Annotated in this window: 20 protein-coding genes; 18 read left to right on the top strand and 2 right to left on the bottom strand. The window is 37.1% G+C overall.

Going from position 1 to position 16,418, the window contains the following annotated elements:
- The first annotated feature begins 76 nt into the window (after positions 1 to 76).
- From mltG to mtnN, 8 genes are all read left to right on the top strand, one after another.
- Complete coding sequence (gene mltG, locus ACIQ38_RS07720; protein ID WP_402820461.1) at positions 77 to 1,195, top strand: endolytic transglycosylase MltG; 1,119 nt, start codon at positions 77 to 79, stop codon at positions 1,193 to 1,195.
- A gap of 93 nt (positions 1,196 to 1,288) precedes the next feature.
- Entirely contained in the window at positions 1,289 to 1,924 is a 636-nt protein-coding gene (locus tag ACIQ38_RS07725) for an O-methyltransferase (protein ID WP_402820464.1), read from the top strand.
- 4 nt (positions 1,925 to 1,928) lie between these two features.
- Entirely contained in the window at positions 1,929 to 2,858 is a 930-nt protein-coding gene (locus ACIQ38_RS07730) for a peptidase U32 family protein (RefSeq protein ID WP_402820467.1), read from the top strand.
- 335 nt (positions 2,859 to 3,193) lie between these two features.
- Positions 3,194 to 4,468, top strand: coding sequence for a peptidase U32 family protein (locus ACIQ38_RS07735; protein WP_402820470.1), 1,275 nt, complete (start codon positions 3,194 to 3,196; stop codon positions 4,466 to 4,468).
- Positions 4,468 to 5,106, top strand: a complete 639-nt coding sequence (gene udk / locus ACIQ38_RS07740) for a uridine kinase (protein WP_402820473.1) — start codon at positions 4,468 to 4,470, stop codon at positions 5,104 to 5,106. The genes ACIQ38_RS07735 and udk overlap by 1 nt, the downstream gene beginning before the upstream one ends.
- Before the next feature lie 114 nt (positions 5,107 to 5,220).
- Entirely contained in the window at positions 5,221 to 5,694 is a 474-nt protein-coding gene (greA, locus tag ACIQ38_RS07745) for a transcription elongation factor GreA (protein WP_142538254.1), read from the top strand.
- Positions 5,695 to 6,589: 895 nt separating this feature from the next.
- A complete protein-coding gene (locus ACIQ38_RS07750; RefSeq protein WP_402820477.1) occupies positions 6,590 to 7,264 on the top strand; it encodes a YrrS family protein in 675 nt (224 codons plus the stop codon).
- 248 nt (positions 7,265 to 7,512) lie between these two features.
- The gene (gene mtnN, locus ACIQ38_RS07755; RefSeq protein ID WP_402820480.1) at positions 7,513 to 8,205 is read left to right on the top strand and encodes a 5'-methylthioadenosine/S-adenosylhomocysteine nucleosidase; all 693 of its coding nucleotides are present in this window, start codon (positions 7,513 to 7,515) and stop codon (positions 8,203 to 8,205) included.
- Positions 8,206 to 8,402: 197 nt separating this feature from the next.
- Here mtnN and sigK read toward each other — a convergent pair whose 3' ends face one another.
- Together sigK and pssA are read right to left on the bottom strand one after the other, a co-directional pair.
- Positions 8,403 to 9,131 (bottom strand): RNA polymerase sporulation sigma factor SigK, encoded by a 729-nt coding sequence (sigK, locus tag ACIQ38_RS07760; protein ID WP_402821360.1) that lies wholly within the window; start codon positions 9,129 to 9,131, stop codon positions 8,403 to 8,405.
- A gap of 107 nt (positions 9,132 to 9,238) precedes the next feature.
- Positions 9,239 to 9,778 carry a CDP-diacylglycerol--serine O-phosphatidyltransferase gene (pssA, locus tag ACIQ38_RS07765; RefSeq protein WP_402820483.1) on the bottom strand — a complete coding sequence of 180 codons (540 nt, stop codon included), beginning with the start codon at positions 9,776 to 9,778 and terminating at the stop codon, positions 9,239 to 9,241.
- Positions 9,779 to 9,867: 89 nt separating this feature from the next.
- Between pssA and ACIQ38_RS07770 the strand changes: the two genes are divergently transcribed.
- The 10 genes from ACIQ38_RS07770 (at position 9,868) to ACIQ38_RS07815 (ending at position 16,367) form a co-directional block, all read left to right on the top strand.
- Entirely contained in the window at positions 9,868 to 10,650 is a 783-nt protein-coding gene (locus ACIQ38_RS07770) for a phosphatidylserine decarboxylase (RefSeq protein ID WP_402820486.1), read from the top strand.
- A 31-nt stretch (positions 10,651 to 10,681) separates the two neighbouring features.
- On the top strand, positions 10,682 to 11,209 hold the full coding sequence (locus ACIQ38_RS07775; protein ID WP_402820489.1) for a YqeG family HAD IIIA-type phosphatase: 528 nt from the start codon (positions 10,682 to 10,684) through the stop codon (positions 11,207 to 11,209).
- A complete protein-coding gene (gene yqeH, locus ACIQ38_RS07780; RefSeq protein ID WP_402820492.1) occupies positions 11,206 to 12,309 on the top strand; it encodes a ribosome biogenesis GTPase YqeH in 1,104 nt (367 codons plus the stop codon). The genes ACIQ38_RS07775 and yqeH overlap by 4 nt, the downstream gene beginning before the upstream one ends.
- A 13-nt stretch (positions 12,310 to 12,322) precedes the next feature.
- Positions 12,323 to 13,153 (top strand): shikimate dehydrogenase, encoded by an 831-nt coding sequence (aroE, locus tag ACIQ38_RS07785; RefSeq protein WP_402820495.1) that lies wholly within the window; start codon positions 12,323 to 12,325, stop codon positions 13,151 to 13,153.
- Entirely contained in the window at positions 13,140 to 13,445 is a 306-nt protein-coding gene (yhbY, locus tag ACIQ38_RS07790) for a ribosome assembly RNA-binding protein YhbY (RefSeq protein ID WP_402820498.1), read from the top strand. Before aroE ends, yhbY begins: the two co-directional genes overlap by 14 nt.
- Positions 13,442 to 14,014: a nicotinate-nucleotide adenylyltransferase gene (locus ACIQ38_RS07795; RefSeq protein WP_402820501.1), complete on the top strand. Its 573-nt coding sequence runs from the start codon at positions 13,442 to 13,444 to the stop codon at positions 14,012 to 14,014. Before yhbY ends, ACIQ38_RS07795 begins: the two co-directional genes overlap by 4 nt.
- Positions 14,004 to 14,579 (top strand): bis(5'-nucleosyl)-tetraphosphatase (symmetrical) YqeK, encoded by a 576-nt coding sequence (gene yqeK, locus ACIQ38_RS07800; protein ID WP_402820504.1) that lies wholly within the window; start codon positions 14,004 to 14,006, stop codon positions 14,577 to 14,579. Before ACIQ38_RS07795 ends, yqeK begins: the two co-directional genes overlap by 11 nt.
- Positions 14,576 to 14,929 carry a ribosome silencing factor gene (rsfS, locus tag ACIQ38_RS07805; RefSeq protein ID WP_402820507.1) on the top strand — a complete coding sequence of 118 codons (354 nt, stop codon included), beginning with the start codon at positions 14,576 to 14,578 and terminating at the stop codon, positions 14,927 to 14,929. Before yqeK ends, rsfS begins: the two co-directional genes overlap by 4 nt.
- Complete coding sequence (locus tag ACIQ38_RS07810; protein WP_402820510.1) at positions 14,929 to 15,666, top strand: class I SAM-dependent DNA methyltransferase; 738 nt, start codon at positions 14,929 to 14,931, stop codon at positions 15,664 to 15,666. Before rsfS ends, ACIQ38_RS07810 begins: the two co-directional genes overlap by 1 nt.
- Positions 15,667 to 15,737: 71 nt before the next feature.
- Entirely contained in the window at positions 15,738 to 16,367 is a 630-nt protein-coding gene (locus ACIQ38_RS07815; RefSeq protein WP_402820513.1) for a helix-hairpin-helix domain-containing protein, read from the top strand.
- Positions 16,368 to 16,418 lie beyond the last annotated feature (51 nt).

Below are 16,418 nucleotides of genomic sequence, written 5' to 3' on the forward strand. Positions count from 1 at the left end.
AAGAGGTTCTCCTCATTCCTCCTTTTTCTTTTTGGTCATAATCTAGTATAATGAATTGCAATAAGGGGGGGAACCCGTGGGAAACGAATCAAAAAAAGAGATAATGTTTGATCGGATGAAAAATAAGAAAAAAGAAGTGAAACTCGTTAGAAGAATTGTATTGTCTATTGTACTTTTTCTCCTCATTGTAGGCGGAATAGGCGGCTTTATTGCTTATAACTATGTGAAAAGTGCTTTAGAACCAATGGATCCAACTTCAGAAGAGCAAGTGAATGTCGATATTCCAATTGGTTCTGGATTGGATACAATTTCCGCAACATTAGAAAAAAACGGGATTATTAAAAACGCAAAAATATTTAAATACTATGCCAAATTCAATAATGAATCTAATTTTCAAGCTGGTCAGTATAGTTTAACAAAAGCGATGACTTTAGATGAAATTATCGAAAGTTTAAAAACTGGTAAAGTATACAGAGAGCCGCTATTTAAGTTGACAATTCCTGAAGGTCTAACTTTGGAGCAAATTGGACAAGTAATCGAAAAGAAAACAGGTCAGTCTGCCGATGAATTTTTTGCGCTCGTAACAAGTGACGAATTTGTTGATCGAATGATGGTTAAGTATCCAAATCTGCTATCCGCAGAAATTAAAGCAGAAAATGTACGTTATGCGTTAGAGGGATATTTGTATCCTGCAACTTACCCGTTTTTCGAGGAAAATCCATCGTTAGAAGTAATAGCCGACACGATGCTTGCAAATACGGAAAAAACAGTATCAGCCTACTATGACCTTTTGCAAACAGAGGAAAAAACAGTTCACTGGTTATTGACATTTGCATCACTACTCGAGGAAGAAGCGACTGCACAAACTGATCGCGAAACGATTGCGAGTGTATTTTATAACCGACTGGATACTGATATGCCATTGCAAACAGATCCTACCGTTTTATACGCCTTAGGAAGTCATAAAGACCGTGTACTATTTGAAGATTTGGAAGTGGATAATCCATATAATACATATCAGAATTTAGGTTTACCACCTGGTCCAATAGCTAACGCAGGAATATCGTCTATTGAAGCAGTATTAAATCCAACAGATACTGATTATTTTTATTTCCTTGCTGACAAACAAGGTCAAAATCACTTTTCCAAAACTTATGAAGAGCATCTTCAAAAGATAGACGAATTTTTAAAATAATATATGGCAGGAGAAGGAATGAGGTCGCATTCTTTCTCCTGTTATGCTATTATAAGATATGTTTTTTACATACAAAAAAGGGGCTCGCTAGGAATGAATGTAAGTGATGAATTTTTAAAAGACTTTATAAAACCTCGCTCCGCAATTTTTATGGAAATGGAGCAATATGCAAAAGAAAACCATGTGCCCATTATGCAGTTAGTAGGGATGGAGTCCTTACTTCAACTTCTTTCTTTACAAAAACCTGCATCCATTTTAGAGTTAGGGACGGCAATCGGTTACTCATCTATGCGTATGGCTACAAAGCTAACGGAAGTTACTGTCGTCACGGTAGAACGAGATGAACAAAAGGCGGAACTTGCAAAAAATTATATAGAGCGAGGAAACTTGCAACATCGTATACAGGTTATTGTTGGGGATGCTTTAGAAATTTCACAAGCAGAGTTGGACAATCAAACATTTGATGCGATTTTTATCGATGCAGCAAAAGGACAATATAGAAACTTTTTTGAGAAATACGCTCCATTTCTAAATGATGGGGGCGTTATTTATTGTGATAATTTATTGTTAAATGGATTGTCAGAACTACCGATGAGTGAAGTACCAAGACGAAAAAGAACTATGGTTCGTAACCAACATCAATTTATGGAGTGGCTGATGAATCATCCAGATTATGACACAGCCTTTCTACCAGTCGGTGATGGCATGTTAGTAAGTATTAAGAGGTGATAAGATGAACAAGACAGAGCTATTAGTTACACCTGCCAATTTAGAGCATTTAGCCGAACTAATCACCGCTGGAGCAGATGCTTTTTTAGTTGGAGAGCAATTTTACGGTCTTCGTTTAGCAGGAGAATTTACAATTGAGGATATTAAAGTTGCAAGAAAACAAACAAAAGAACATAATAAGAAATTATATGTGGCGATGAACGGCCTTTTTCATAATGACAAGGTAGATGCGCTTGCTCCATATATGCAAAAACTACAAGAAATTGGTGTAGATGGTATTACATTCGGAGATCCCGCTGTTATTATTGCTAGACGGGAAGCAGATGTTACGATTCCATTACACTGGAATACGGAACAAACAGCAACAAACTATTTTACGGCTAACTATTGGGGAAAACGAGGGTCAAATCGTGCCGTTTTAGCTCGAGAACTAAGTTTAGATGAAATAGTGGAGATTAAAGAAAATGCGGATGTAAAAATAGAAGTGCAAGTGCATGGCATGACCTGTATGTTCCAATCAAAACGTTCTCTACTTGGGAACTATTTTTTATTCCAAGATAAAGCAATGGAAGTTGAAAATCGTTTCCACAACAAAAACATGTTTTTGCATGATAAAGAACGAGGGAATAAGTACCCAATTTATGAAGATCAAAATGGCACACATATATTCAGTCCAAATGATATGTGTATGATTGATGAGTTGGACGAATTGTTGGATGCAGAAATAGATAGTTTAAAAATAGACGGGATTTTACAAGATCCGACCTATGTCACAACTATAACAAGTTATTACAGACAAGCAATCGATGCTTACTATGATTCTCCATCTAGTTACAAAAAGGTAAAAAAAGAATTATTCAATAAAATAGAAGAAATACAACCTCCGCTCCGACCATTAGACACTGGATTCTTCTTTAAAGAAACAGTTTACTAAGAAAAGCTGAAGCGCCTATGTTAAAGGAATACAGTCTAAATTCGCGACATCGTGTCGCAACGACTGTATGACCTGCTTCGTACAGGCCTCTGACAGGCAAATGGGGAATGTGGTAGGTCTGCAAAGTACGCCACATCCTGTGGCAAAGCAGACATGACCCGCATCGTGCGGGCCCAGGAGGCAGCTCCTCAGCCACCACAAGCGATTTTGTTTGCGACGAGCTTGCGCAGGAGCAGCTTTTTCACATTTGACCCCGAGGGGCACCGTTCTTCTGCGACGAGCTTTGCGCAGGAGCAAGGCGCTGAAGCTGGACAGTTAAGAAAGGAAGGTTACAAGTGACAATCACTAAACTAGATAAAATAAGCGAATTGATAGATGGTAAGCGCGTAATTACAAAAAAACCTGAGTTATTGGCGCCAGCAGGAAGTTTAGAAAAACTGAAGATTGCCGTTCATTATGGGGCTGACGCTGTGTTCATCGGTGGACAAGAATTCGGATTACGATCAAACGCAGGTAACTTCTCCATTGAGGAAATGCGTGAAGGTGTCGAATTTGCGAACCGGTATGGGGCGAAAATTTATGTAACGACCAATATTTTTGCACATAATGAAAATATGGATGGACTGGAAGAATACCTACAAGGGATTGAAGGTGCCGGAGTAACCGGAATCATAGTAGCAGATCCGCTAATTATTGAAACTTGTCGTACTTTTGCTCCTAAACTGGAGTTGCACTTAAGTACACAACAATCATTATCCAACTGGAAAGCCGTTCAATATTGGAAGGAAGAAGGACTGCATCGGGTTGTTCTCGCTCGTGAAACGACTGGTGATGAAATTCAGTTGATGAAAGAAAAAGTGGATATAGAAATCGAAACATTTGTGCACGGTGCGATGTGTATTGCATACAGCGGTAGATGTACACTTTCTAATCATATGACTGCCCGTGATTCGAACCGCGGCGGTTGTTGCCAATCTTGTCGTTGGGATTATGATTTATATGAGCAAAACGATGGGGAAGAGCAAGCGTTATTTGATGATAAAGATATTCCATTTGCGATGAGTCCAAAAGATTTAAAACTGCTGGAATCGATACCAAGAATGATTGAAATGGGTATTGATTCATTAAAAGTAGAAGGACGTATGAAATCGATTCATTACATCGCAACAGTAGTTAGTGTCTACCGAAAAGTAATCGATGCATATTGTGCAGATCCGGAAAACTTTGTGATGAAACAAGCGTGGCTTACAGAGCTTGAAAAATGTGCAAACCGGGAAACGGATACGGCATTTTTCGAAGGCGAACCAAGTTTTGAACAACAAATGTACGGTGTACACGATAAAAAGCTAGGGTACGATTTTGTCGGACTCGTGTTAGATTATAACGAGGATACACAAATAGTGACACTTCAACAGCGAAATTATTTTAAACCAGGTGACGAAGTAGAATTTTTCGGACCAGAAATTGAAAATGTTCGAATGACAATTAGTGAAATAACGAATGCAAAAGGAAAAATATTGGATGCTGCAAGACATCCTTTAGAAATAGTACAATTTACATGTCCGGTTAAATTGTACCCAAATAACATGATGAGAAAGGGGCTAAAATAATGTCTAATAGAACTCCTCTTATCATTGGAATCTCTGGTGGTTCCGGTTCTGGGAAAACGAGTGTAACAAATGCGATAAGTGATGTTTTTAAAAACCATTCTGTCGTAGTAATCGAACAAGACTATTATTATAAAGACCAAAGCCATTTAAAATTTGAAGAACGTTTAAACACAAACTACGATCATCCACTTGCTTTTGATAATGACTTACTTATCGAGCATATTCATGACCTATTGAATAATAAAGCAATCGAAAAACCCGTGTATGATTATGCTCAGCATACACGTTCGAACGAAACAATTACGATAGAGCCAAAAGACGTGATCATTTTAGAAGGAATACTAGTGCTAGAAGATGAACGTCTTCGTAATTTGATGAACATAAAATTATTTGTAGATACAGATTCTGATTTACGAATTATTCGTCGAATTTTAAGGGATATTCATGAAAGAGGTCGTACGGTCGAATCAGTCGTGGAACAATACTTGACAGTCGTTCGACCTATGCATAACCAATTTATAGAGCCAACAAAAAAATATGCCGATGTCATTATTCCCGAAGGTGGACAAAATGAAGTGGCAATCGATTTAATGGTTACAAAAATAAAAACAATTCTTGAAACTGACGTTATTGTATAATATGATGATTGGTGATTGACAATAATTTCATGAAATTCATATCATTCGATTATTCAGCATATGAATGGTACATGAAGAATGTTTTAAGTGTGTATTTAAAGGAGTGTATGGGAAGTGTCAACAGAGAAACAATATCCAATGACCGTTGCTGGTAAACAAAAGCTAGAAGAAGAATTAGAATTATTGAAAACGGTTAAACGTAAAGAAGTCGTAGAACGTATTAAAATTGCGAGAAGCTTCGGAGACTTATCCGAGAATTCCGAGTATGATTCTGCAAAAGAAGACCAAGCATTTGTAGAAGGAAGAATTTCTACACTTGAGTCAATGATTCGAAATGCAGTGATTATTGAAGAAGAAGGCAATAATGATACTGTATCACTAGGGAAAACGGTAACATTTATCGAAATTCCTGATGGTGATGAAGAAACATATACAATTGTAGGTTCAGCAGAGGCTGATCCGCTAGAAGGTCTTATTTCCAATGATTCACCTATTGCAAAAGGTTTACTTGGTAAAACAATAGGTGAAAAGGTGAAAATCGTAACTCCAGGCGGAGAAATGGACGTAGAAATAAAATCGATTTCATAACAAAGAAGAGGTAAACAATTATGTTTGCCTCTTTTTTGAATGCTTTAGAGAAAATGAATAAACTAGAAAACAGTTAAGTCTTAGTAAAAAATAGTGTAAATCATTATGTAGTGAAACTTCGCGGTAGTGACCGCTAGTCTTCGAACTTGCCGCACCTAGCATGGGCCAACGCGTGTAGGTCTCAACTTTTGCGACCCAAGGCGCTAAGCCGAATATATTCTAGCTATCTATCTGGAGAAGATGGCCCACTAATAAATGCACAACGTTCTAGTCATTACTCGCAACATTGTATAGAATTCTCGCAACATTCCATTTCAAATGCGCAACATTATAGGTCATTCGCGCAACATTACCCAAAATGAGTTACAGGCATCGATGTCTCACTCCAAGTAAACTTGTTGTTATAAGAATTAGTTGCTTTCATATGCAATTTAGTTGCTCTTGCGCTAATTTTAGTTGCTTTCGCTGTAGATTTAGTTGCTTTCACTGACTAGTTGGTTGCCATAAGCCATTTACTGGATACACTCAATGAAAAATAAGAATAAAGTTTTATATGAAGTGGATTGATACAGAAAAAGTAAGCAATTTCTGTTGATTTTCTCAGCAATTGGCGACTCTAGCAGGAATAGCGTTAGGTGACGACTCTGGACTGTGCGCAAGCGAGGGAAGCGGCTGAGACAACGCGGGCGGAATGCATCTGTACTGCAGCGAAAGTACCAGCGGACGCTTCCTTAAGAAGCAGTATCCCTATATTACCCATGTTTTCTTTTATGGAAACTACTAATAAAATGATACATTTGAAGCCATTTAGGAATTTGTTCAGGAAAATGAAACTAAATATACTTTCTAATCGTCTTATTATATTGTATTCTCTAATCTATGGAGGAGGAATAGTATGCAAGACAATAATAGACGCATGAATATACGACAAAATAGAAAGAAAAAAAATAAAATACTCAATATATTGATTGGTATAGTACTACTCTTAATCATTATGGTCGTTGTAAATATCGTAACGGACGATAATACGGAAGAGGCAGCTGTAGAACAAGAGGTATCAGATACGTTAGAAACAGAAGATGAATCGGCAGAAGTAGATCTGGATGAAGGTCAACAAGAAGAGTCTTCTACAAACGAATCCAATACACAAAACGAACCAAGTAATTCTACCTCAGAAGAGGATAAAACAACTGAGACATCTGAAAATACTAGTGAAAATACAACAACTGAGCAACAATCTAATAGTAATTCACAGGATGTAAATGCAACCGTAGACCCTTCCTGGGAACCAATTGGCACAACACAAACTGGTGAGCATGTTTCTAGCTATGACAGTTCATCGGTTGACTGGGCAGAGAAAGTAGAAGCACTTGCTTATGCCGCTGGCTTAGAGCCATCGAATATGTATGTGAAGTTTTTAGGTAACGGTGGAAGCCCTCAAAAATCGATTGGGACTGTCACTTCGAAAGATGGGAAAGAAATTTACCGCATCTCTTTAGAATGGATAGATGGCCAAGGCTGGAAACCGACAAAAAGAGAAAAGTTAACAACATTAGAAGACGCCTCTTGACTCAAGGGCGTCTTTGACTTATTTTAATAGAAGTGCTTTATCTTCATTCAGCTAAAGATTCTCACCTCTATAGGTAAGTGAGATGAATGTAGTTTTGTTTAATGTTCAGCGGGTGTTCCAACGCCCGCTGAACGAAGATAAAGCCTCCGGCGGATGTCACAGATTTTCAAAGGAATTAATAGAGGTATCGATTCAAAATCTGGACGCAATTACGCCAAGGCGTAATTGATAGAGAGGGGCAAACTAACATGAAAATTGCAGTTATTGGTGCAATGGAGCAAGAAGTAGAATTATTGCGTAAGAAAATAGAAAATCCGGAAACAAAAGAAATTGCAAATAGTGAATTTACAATTGGTACATACAAAAATCATGAAGTAATTTTATTGAAAAGCGGAATAGGAAAAGTAAATGCTGCCATGACGACAGCTATTTTATTGAGCGAATATAAACCGGACTATGTGATTAATACTGGTTCAGCTGGTGGATATGATCCAACACTTTCTGTTGGAGCGATTGTTATTTCAGACGAAGTTCGCCATCATGATGTCGATGTAACTGCTTTTGGATATGAAATGGGACAAGTACCACAACTTCCTGCAGCGTTTAAATCTGATGCCCATTTAATGAAACTTGCTGAAGAAGCGGTAAAAGAAATAGGAGAACATGAAGCTGCTACTGGATTAATCGCAACGGGAGATATTTTCATGCATAATCCTGAAAAAGTAGAAGAAGTCAGAGGGCATTTTCCACAGATGAAAGCATGTGAAATGGAAGCGGCAGCTGTAGCGCAAGTTTGTCATCAGTTTGAAGTTCCATTCGTTGTCATCCGATCACTATCTGATATTGCTGGAAAAGAATCTTCTATTAGTTTCGATGAGTTTTTACCGGTTGCTGCTAAACATTCGACGGAAATAGTATTGCGTGTAGTAGAGCGACTATAATTTGTCATGAATTTGACAAACTAGAATAATCACTTTCATATTAATAATTTATCCATTGTGTGCTATGATAAAGGCAACAGTGCTTGATTATGTTAGAGGGGGTTAATAGAATGATCTTTTTGATGGGTATGTCTATTTTAATTACAGCTGTTTTAGCATTCATTATGATAGCAGAGACAAGCGAAGATTAAGTTCTACTAAGCTCTTTTGGTGTTCGATACATCAAAAGAGTTTTTTTCATGAATATATGATTGGTAGAGTTTTACGAGCGCGCGTTTTTCGATTCGTGAGACGTAACTTCGAGATATTTTTAATTGCTTCGATATTTCTTTTTGGGTCATTGGCTCATGCCCCAGTAATCCATATCGTCTAATCACAATATCCAGTTCTCGTTTTTCCAAATGCGATAAGTGTGTATACAATCTGTTTGTATCTTCCTCATCGACAAGTTGCTCATCGGTACTTTTATCCATATTTTGAAGTAAATCTGTTATCTCTAACGAATGGCCATCTTTATCCATTCCGATCGGTTCATGTAGTGAAACGTCTTTTTGTACTTTTTTCAAGGAACGTAAATACATAAGAATTTCATTTTCTATGCATCTTGCTGCGTAAGTTGCTAGTTTTGTTTTTTTAGTAGGTGTATAGCTATTTACTGCTTTCATCAAGCCAATCGTACCGATAGAGATATAATCGTCTAATAGCTCGTGTTTTGGATGAAACTTTTTGACAACATGTGCAACAAGCCGCATATTTCGTTCGATGAGCTCATCTCTTGCGGACAAGTCACCTTCCAAAAAACGATCAATCATTACTTTTTCTTCTTCTGGTGTAAATGGTTGATGAAATGCCTGACCTTTTAAGTACCCGAGAACAAGAGGAAGATCGGAGACAACACTTATAAATGCAGTCAAAAGACCAGAGATACTAATCACCTCCATCAAGTTATACACTTTCAGTATATGTCGAAAAACACAGGAATATGAAAAAGAACGGCTGCACATAGCAACCGCTCTAAATGATGGAAAACTTATTAAACTTTTTTTAACGTAAAAGTGCTAATCATTAAAAAAGCAAGAATAATGAATAAAAACATGTACGAAACATCAGGTATCACATCTATTGCGAAATAGGATAGTGTTAAAATTACTCCTGCAACTGTGATCGGTAGGCCTGTAAAAAAACCATTCGATTCGGATATATTAAATCTAGCTAGTCTAAATGCACCACATGCAATATAAATAATGGTGATGGCCATTCCTGCTGTACTAAACTCTTGTAAAACTAGAGAATATAATAACAAGGCAGGTGCAACGCCGAAAGAGATAATATCACTCATGGAGTCGAGTTGTTTCCCAAGTTCTGATTCAAGATGAAACTTTCTTGCTACCATTCCATCAAATCGGTCTAATAAGCCTGCTATAAATATAAACAGTACACTATATGCAGGTGATTCATTCATCGTAGCCATTATAGCTGCACCACCGAACGCAAGGTTGCCTATCGTGATCATATTTGCTGCTTGTGATTTCAATTTTTTTCGGGTATTGGACATAATACTTTGTAAATACATTGTAAATCACTCCTTTACAAACGAACTATTTCGTATATTATACTTTGAATAAGTAAAAATTGTAAGCTATTGTTCAGAGGGAGATAGAAATGAGAGAAAAATTATACCAATCCATGATTGAATTAACAAATGGAAAATGGTCTTCTACTATTATTCAATCATATGCAAGATCTAAGTTAAGTAAATCCATCATTCCAACTTATATTAACTATTTTAATATAACTTTACAAGATGTCACTCGTCCTATCAATGAATTTTCTACACTACATGATTTTTTCATTCGTGAAGTGTCTACGGAGAGTCGACCAATAGATGAGGGGACAAGTAGTATCATTAGTCCCGTTGATGCAACGGTTGAAACATTCGGATCTATTACGAAAGATGGCATCTTTTTCGTAAAAGGCAAACCGTATACATTAGAAAATTTGCTTGGCTCCCAAAAGGTTGCAAATCAATTTATAAATGGATCGTATATCATTTTATATTTAAGCCCTGCTGAGTATCATCGAATTCATGCACCAATCGATGGGGAAGTAATTCGTCAATATACGCTCGGAAAGAAGTCTTATCCTGTAAACAAATGGGGACTACAATATGGGAAAGATACCATTAGTGGTAATTATCGATTGTTAACAGAACTACGTATGCCAAACAATAAGCACTGTAGTCATATTAAAGTGGGGGCAATGTTTGTTAATTCGATTGAATTGACGAATACTTCTTCGGCTTGGAAAAAAGGCGAGGAAGTGGGTTATTTCTCATTTGGTTCAACCGTTGTCCTGCTATTTGAAGCAGGCAGTATGGAGTTTTCATCTACTATAAAGCCTGGGAAGTTTGTACGAATGGGTGAGAGCCTGGCAAATATGCTATAATCGTTAAAGAAAAAGCGCCGAATTGGAGTGTTTGTTTTTGTATTCATATTTTATACCAAGTGAATTTGTTAGAAGTATCTTTCATATTACACCTGAATTTTTAAAAGAAAAAGGTGTGAAAGCTGTTATAACAGATCTAGACAATACATTAGTAGAGTGGGATCGTCCTAATGCAACACCAAAGTTAATCGAGTGGTTTACTAACATGAAAGAAGCAGGTATTCAAGTGACGATTGTGTCGAATAACAACGAGATGCGTGTTCAATCATTTGCAGATCCGCTTGATATTCCTTTCATATCAAATGCACGAAAACCGTTAGGAAAAGCTTTCAAACAAGCAGTGAAGAAAATGAATGTAGATCGTGATGAAGTGGTTGTCATCGGAGACCAACTTTTAACAGATGTGTTCGGTGGAAATCGCCAAAAACTTCATACGATTTTAGTCATTCCCGTTGCAAATTCAGATGGATTTGTAACGAAATTTAATCGTATTGTGGAACGAAGAATTTTTAGTTATCTTGATAAAAAAGGTCAAGTAACATGGGAGGAAGAAGTGTGACAGAAGCACCAAAATGTATCGGTTGCGGTACTATTATTCAAACAGAAAAAGTAGGAGAGCCGGGGTATGCCCCTGCATCTTCGTTAGAAAAAGAAGTTATCATTTGTCAGCGTTGTTTCCGTTTAAAAAATTATAATGAATTACAACCAGTGTCGTTAACAGATGATGATTTTTTACGAATATTAAATGGTTTAGGAACACAAAAAGGGTTAATCGTTAAGATAGTCGATATTTTTGATTTTAACGGTAGCTGGCTTCCTGGATTGCATCGTTTCGTAGGCAATAATCCGATTTTATTAATTGCTAATAAAGCAGACTTATTACCAAAATCGGTGAAGAAAAACAAAGTAATTAATTGGATGAAACAAGAAGCGAAGAAATTAGGCTTATCTCCGATTGATGTATTATTTGTAAGTGCCCATAAAGGAACAGGTATGAGTGAAGCAATGGAAGCAATTGAGCATTATCGCAAAGGCGAAAATGTATATGTTGTTGGCTGTACAAATGTTGGAAAGTCTACTTTTATCAATCGTATTATTAAACAAGCGACAGGAGAAGATGCGGTTATCACAACATCTCATTTCCCTGGAACGACACTGGATATGATTGAAATTCCATTGGACGATGAAAAGGCTTTGTATGATACACCTGGTATTATTAATCATCATCAAATGGCGCATTATTTGGATCCAACTGAGCTTAAATTTATCACACCGAAAAAAGAAATTAAGCCGAAAGTTTTCCAATTGAACAGCGAGCAAACTTTATTTTTAGGTGGCTTATCTCGTTTCGATTTTATCAAAGGAGATCGTTCGGCATTTACTTGTCATATCGCAAATGATATTCCGATTCACCGAACAAAGCTTGAAAATGCGGACAACTTATATAAAGAACATAAAGGGAAACTATTAGCGCCGCCATCGGAGCAGTTTGCGGAATTATTACCACCTTTAGTGCGTCATGAATTTAAGATCAAAGATGGAAAAACGGATATTGTGTTTTCAGGATTAGGCTGGATTACTGTACAGCAAGGTGGCGTAGTTGTCGCTGCGCATGCACCAGCAGGCGTAGAAATATCTATTCGACCATCGCTTATATAGGAGGTTGTTTGAGTTGAAAAAATGGTTTGCTGTAATAGGAAATCCAATCAATCATTCGCTTTCTCCGGTTATGCATGATACATGGCTTGCAGAGCAACATATAAATGCTAGTTATATTCCTGTTCACGTGGAAGAAGATAAGCTTTGTGATGCCGTACAATCATTAAAATTATTAGGTTGTAGTGGTTGGAATGTAACCGTACCTTATAAAGAAGCGATTATTCCTTATTTAGATGAAGTAGACCAATCAGCAAAGGGAATCGGTGCTGTTAATACAGTTGTAAAAACAGAAGACGGTCGGTTTGTTGGATATAATACAGATGGTCTAGGATTTATTGAATCACTTGGAGCGATTAGTCAAACAAATCGTATTCTTCTATTAGGAGCTGGTGGTGCATCAAGAGGTATTGCTCATGCATTTAAACAATTAGGCTTTTCGCAAATTGCTATTGCAAATCGGACATATGCCAATGCAGAGCGACTAGTAGAAGAATTACAACTAGGACAAGCAATCACATTAGAAGAGGCTCAAAGTACGCTAGGACAATTTGATATCATTGTCCAAACAACCCCACAAGGGATGAAAAATAACTCGGCTGCGCTACCGATTCAGCTTCATCAAATAAAAGAACATGCAATTGTTGCGGATATTGTATATAATCCTTTAGTTACCCCTTTTTTAGAGGAAGCGAAAAAATACAATGTCCGCACAGTAAATGGATTAGGAATGCTCGTACACCAAGGGGCAATCGCCTTTACGTATTGGAATGGAGTTAAACCAAATACGGAACAAATGGTGGAACGTTTAACCGAGCAATTAGGAGGAAATTATGTTAACAGGTAAACAAAAAAGATTTTTACGTAGTCAGGCGCATCACTTATCACCAATTTTTCAAGTTGGTAAAGGTGGAGTAAACGATGCGATGATTAAACAAATTGGCGAAGCATTAGAAGTCCGTGAATTGATCAAAATTAGTATTTTACAAAACTGTGAAGACGAGAAGCATGAAGTGGCAGAAGCACTTGCAAAAGGAACACGCTCTGATCTTGTTCAACTGATCGGTTTAACAGTTGTATTATATAAACCATCGAAAAATAATAAACGAATCGAGCTTCCAAGAGAGCGTCGTGCATGAGGAAAAAAGTAGGGATCTTAGGTGGTACATTTAATCCACCTCATATTGGTCATTTGATCATTGCCAATGAAGTATTGAACGCACTACGTCTAGATGAAGTGCGTTTCATGCCAAATGCAACCCCTCCTCATAAACAAAAGGACGAGCAAGTAACGACAGAGCAACGATTAAAGATGACACAGCTTGCCATCCGTGGAATTCCGAATATGGCAGTAGAAACGATTGAATTAGAACGTGGTGGTACTTCTTATACGTTTGACACAATCGAAATGTTACAAAGTCGAGAGCCAAATACAGATTTTTACTTCATTATCGGTGGCGATCAAGTGGAGTATTTACCCAAATGGCATCGCATTGATGAACTCGTTCAAAAAGTACAATTTGTAGGGGTTCCGAGACCAAATACTACTTTGGATACAGCATATTCTATTAGTACAATTGCGATCCCTCAAATTGAGTTGTCTTCCACACTTCTACGTAATCGTTTGATGAATGGAGTAACAACGAAGTTTCTTATTCCAGATAGAGTGAATGATTTCATCCAAAAGGAGAAATTGTATGAAGTTTGAACATGTATTAGTGCAGATGAAGGATAGAATGCCGGAAAAACGCTATATTCACACAAAAGGTGTAGCAATGACAGCGGTACATCTTGCCAAAAAATACGGAGAAGATATAGATAAAGCAGAGCTTGCCGGTATTTTACATGATAGTGTGAAATATGCAGAGAAGGAATGGTTAAGAGAAAAAATCATTTCGGAAAAGATGGATCCTAATCTTTTACAATACCACCATGAACTTTGGCATGCACCTGTTGGAAGTTATGTAGCTGAACATGAATTTCAAATACATGATGAAGATATATTAAATGCGATTAAATACCATACAACTGGTCGAGCAGGTATGTCGCCATTAGAAAAAATTATTTACATCTCCGATATGATCGAACCTAGCCGTAATTACCCTGGAGTGGAGCTTCTAAGGGAAAAAGCAGAAATAGATTTAGAAGATGCAATGGTAAGCTGTATGGTGCATAGTATGACCTTTTTGATCGATAAAAAACAACCGGTATTTCCGGATTCATTTCATTGTTACAATGATTTGATACAAAAGAAAGGAAAAGTGAACGAATGACAACGACAAAATCATTAGTAGAAGTAGCTTATAAAGCAGCAGACGATAAAAGAGCAGAGGATATCGTCGTATTAAATATGCAAGGGGTATCATTACTTGCGGATTACTTTTTAATCTGTCATGCAAACTCAGACCGTCAAGTACAAGCGATTGCAAAAGAACTAGAGGAACAAGCAACAATCGCTGGTTTCAATGTGAAACGTCTAGAAGGATTCGATGAAGCAAGATGGATCCTAGTAGATATGGGCGATGTAGTAGCACATGTATTCCATAAAGATGAACGTGCTTACTACAACTTAGAACGTCTTTGGGGAGATGCACCAATGATTGAAGTAGGGCAAGATGCATAATGGCAATGTACGACCGATTTGCCTTTATTTATGATTCACTCATGTCCGATATAGCCTATGATAAATATGCAAAATGGGTGCAGGCATCTGCACCCGTATCTAGCGGAAAACGTTTAGTCGATATAGGTTGTGGCACGGGTGTCTTAAGTGTGCAATTTGCGAAAGCTGGCTATGATGTAATCGGTGTAGATTTATCGGAATCGATGTTAACGATTGCGCAAAGTCGTAGTTTAGAACAAGGTGTGGATATTTCTTTCATATGTCAATCGATGTCTGAATTAGATGGTTTAGACGAGATAGATGTAGCGGTTATTGCAATTGATTCGATCAATTATTTGGAAACCTTTGAAGAAGTGAAACAAACATTGAAACTAGTTTTTGAGTCATTAACACCGAATGGTCAATTATTTTTCGATGTTCACTCCCTTTATAAAATGGATGTTATATATCCAGATGGGCCGTTTACATATGAAGATGAGCAAGTAGCTTATATATGGCATACGGAAGTAGGGGAAGAAGCACATTCGATCTATCATGATATAACCTTTTTTGTTCAAGATGAATCGGGCTATTATGAACGATTTGAAGAATCACATTATCAACGGACATATCCATTAGAATCATTCACGGATTTGTTAAAACAAGTTGGATTTTCAAATATCTATGTCTCTACCACTGTTTTTGATGAACAAGATGAAGAAGAAATCGAACGGTATTTTATACATGCTACAAAATAGTTCTTTCCAAAGAGAGGTAAATTTAGTATAGTTTTTATAACTCCATATAATTTACCTCTTTTTGCGAGAGGATGATATTTCTGTTTCGTTTATTAGTTCAGAAATACAAGAAAAAGCTGTTGCTCCCAACAACAGTAATCACAATCATATTATTTTTTGTTATACAATCCCAATTCAAATCAGCACCTCCCACAGCTGATGTTGTACAACCTATCCCTTTTGAAAATCCCTTACTAGAACAAGAAGAACTAACTGAATATGTTGAAGATATGGCTATTTTTATCGAAGTCAAAGGCGCAGTAAAGAGTCCCGGAGTTTATGAACTAAAGGATGGCGATCGTGTATTAAATGCGATCGAACAAGCTGGAGGTTATTTAGTTACAGCCAATAGTAAAGATATTAACCATGCGCAACGAGTAGTAGATGAAATGGTTATTTACATTCCCCTTGAAGGAGAGGAAACGGAAGAAATAGAAACAATTGTAGCAGCGAAGGACGAAAATGCCAATTTAGTAAATATCAATAAAGCAGATGCCTCGATGCTCACTACATTACCAGGAATCGGACTGGCAAAAGCAGAAGCGATCCTTGCGTATAGAGAAGGAAACGGCAATTTTAAAGAAAAACAAGATTTAATGAATGTGACAGGAATAGGTCAGAAAACATTTGAAAAATTAGAACCACTAATAACTGTGAAGTAATATTGACTGTTCAACCTAAAAACTACTACACTAGAAGAAGTTTATATTACT

Origin of the sequence: Psychrobacillus sp. NPDC096389, assembly GCF_044762855.1 — a bacterium.
Lineage (GTDB): Bacteria > Bacillota > Bacilli > Bacillales_A > Planococcaceae > Psychrobacillus.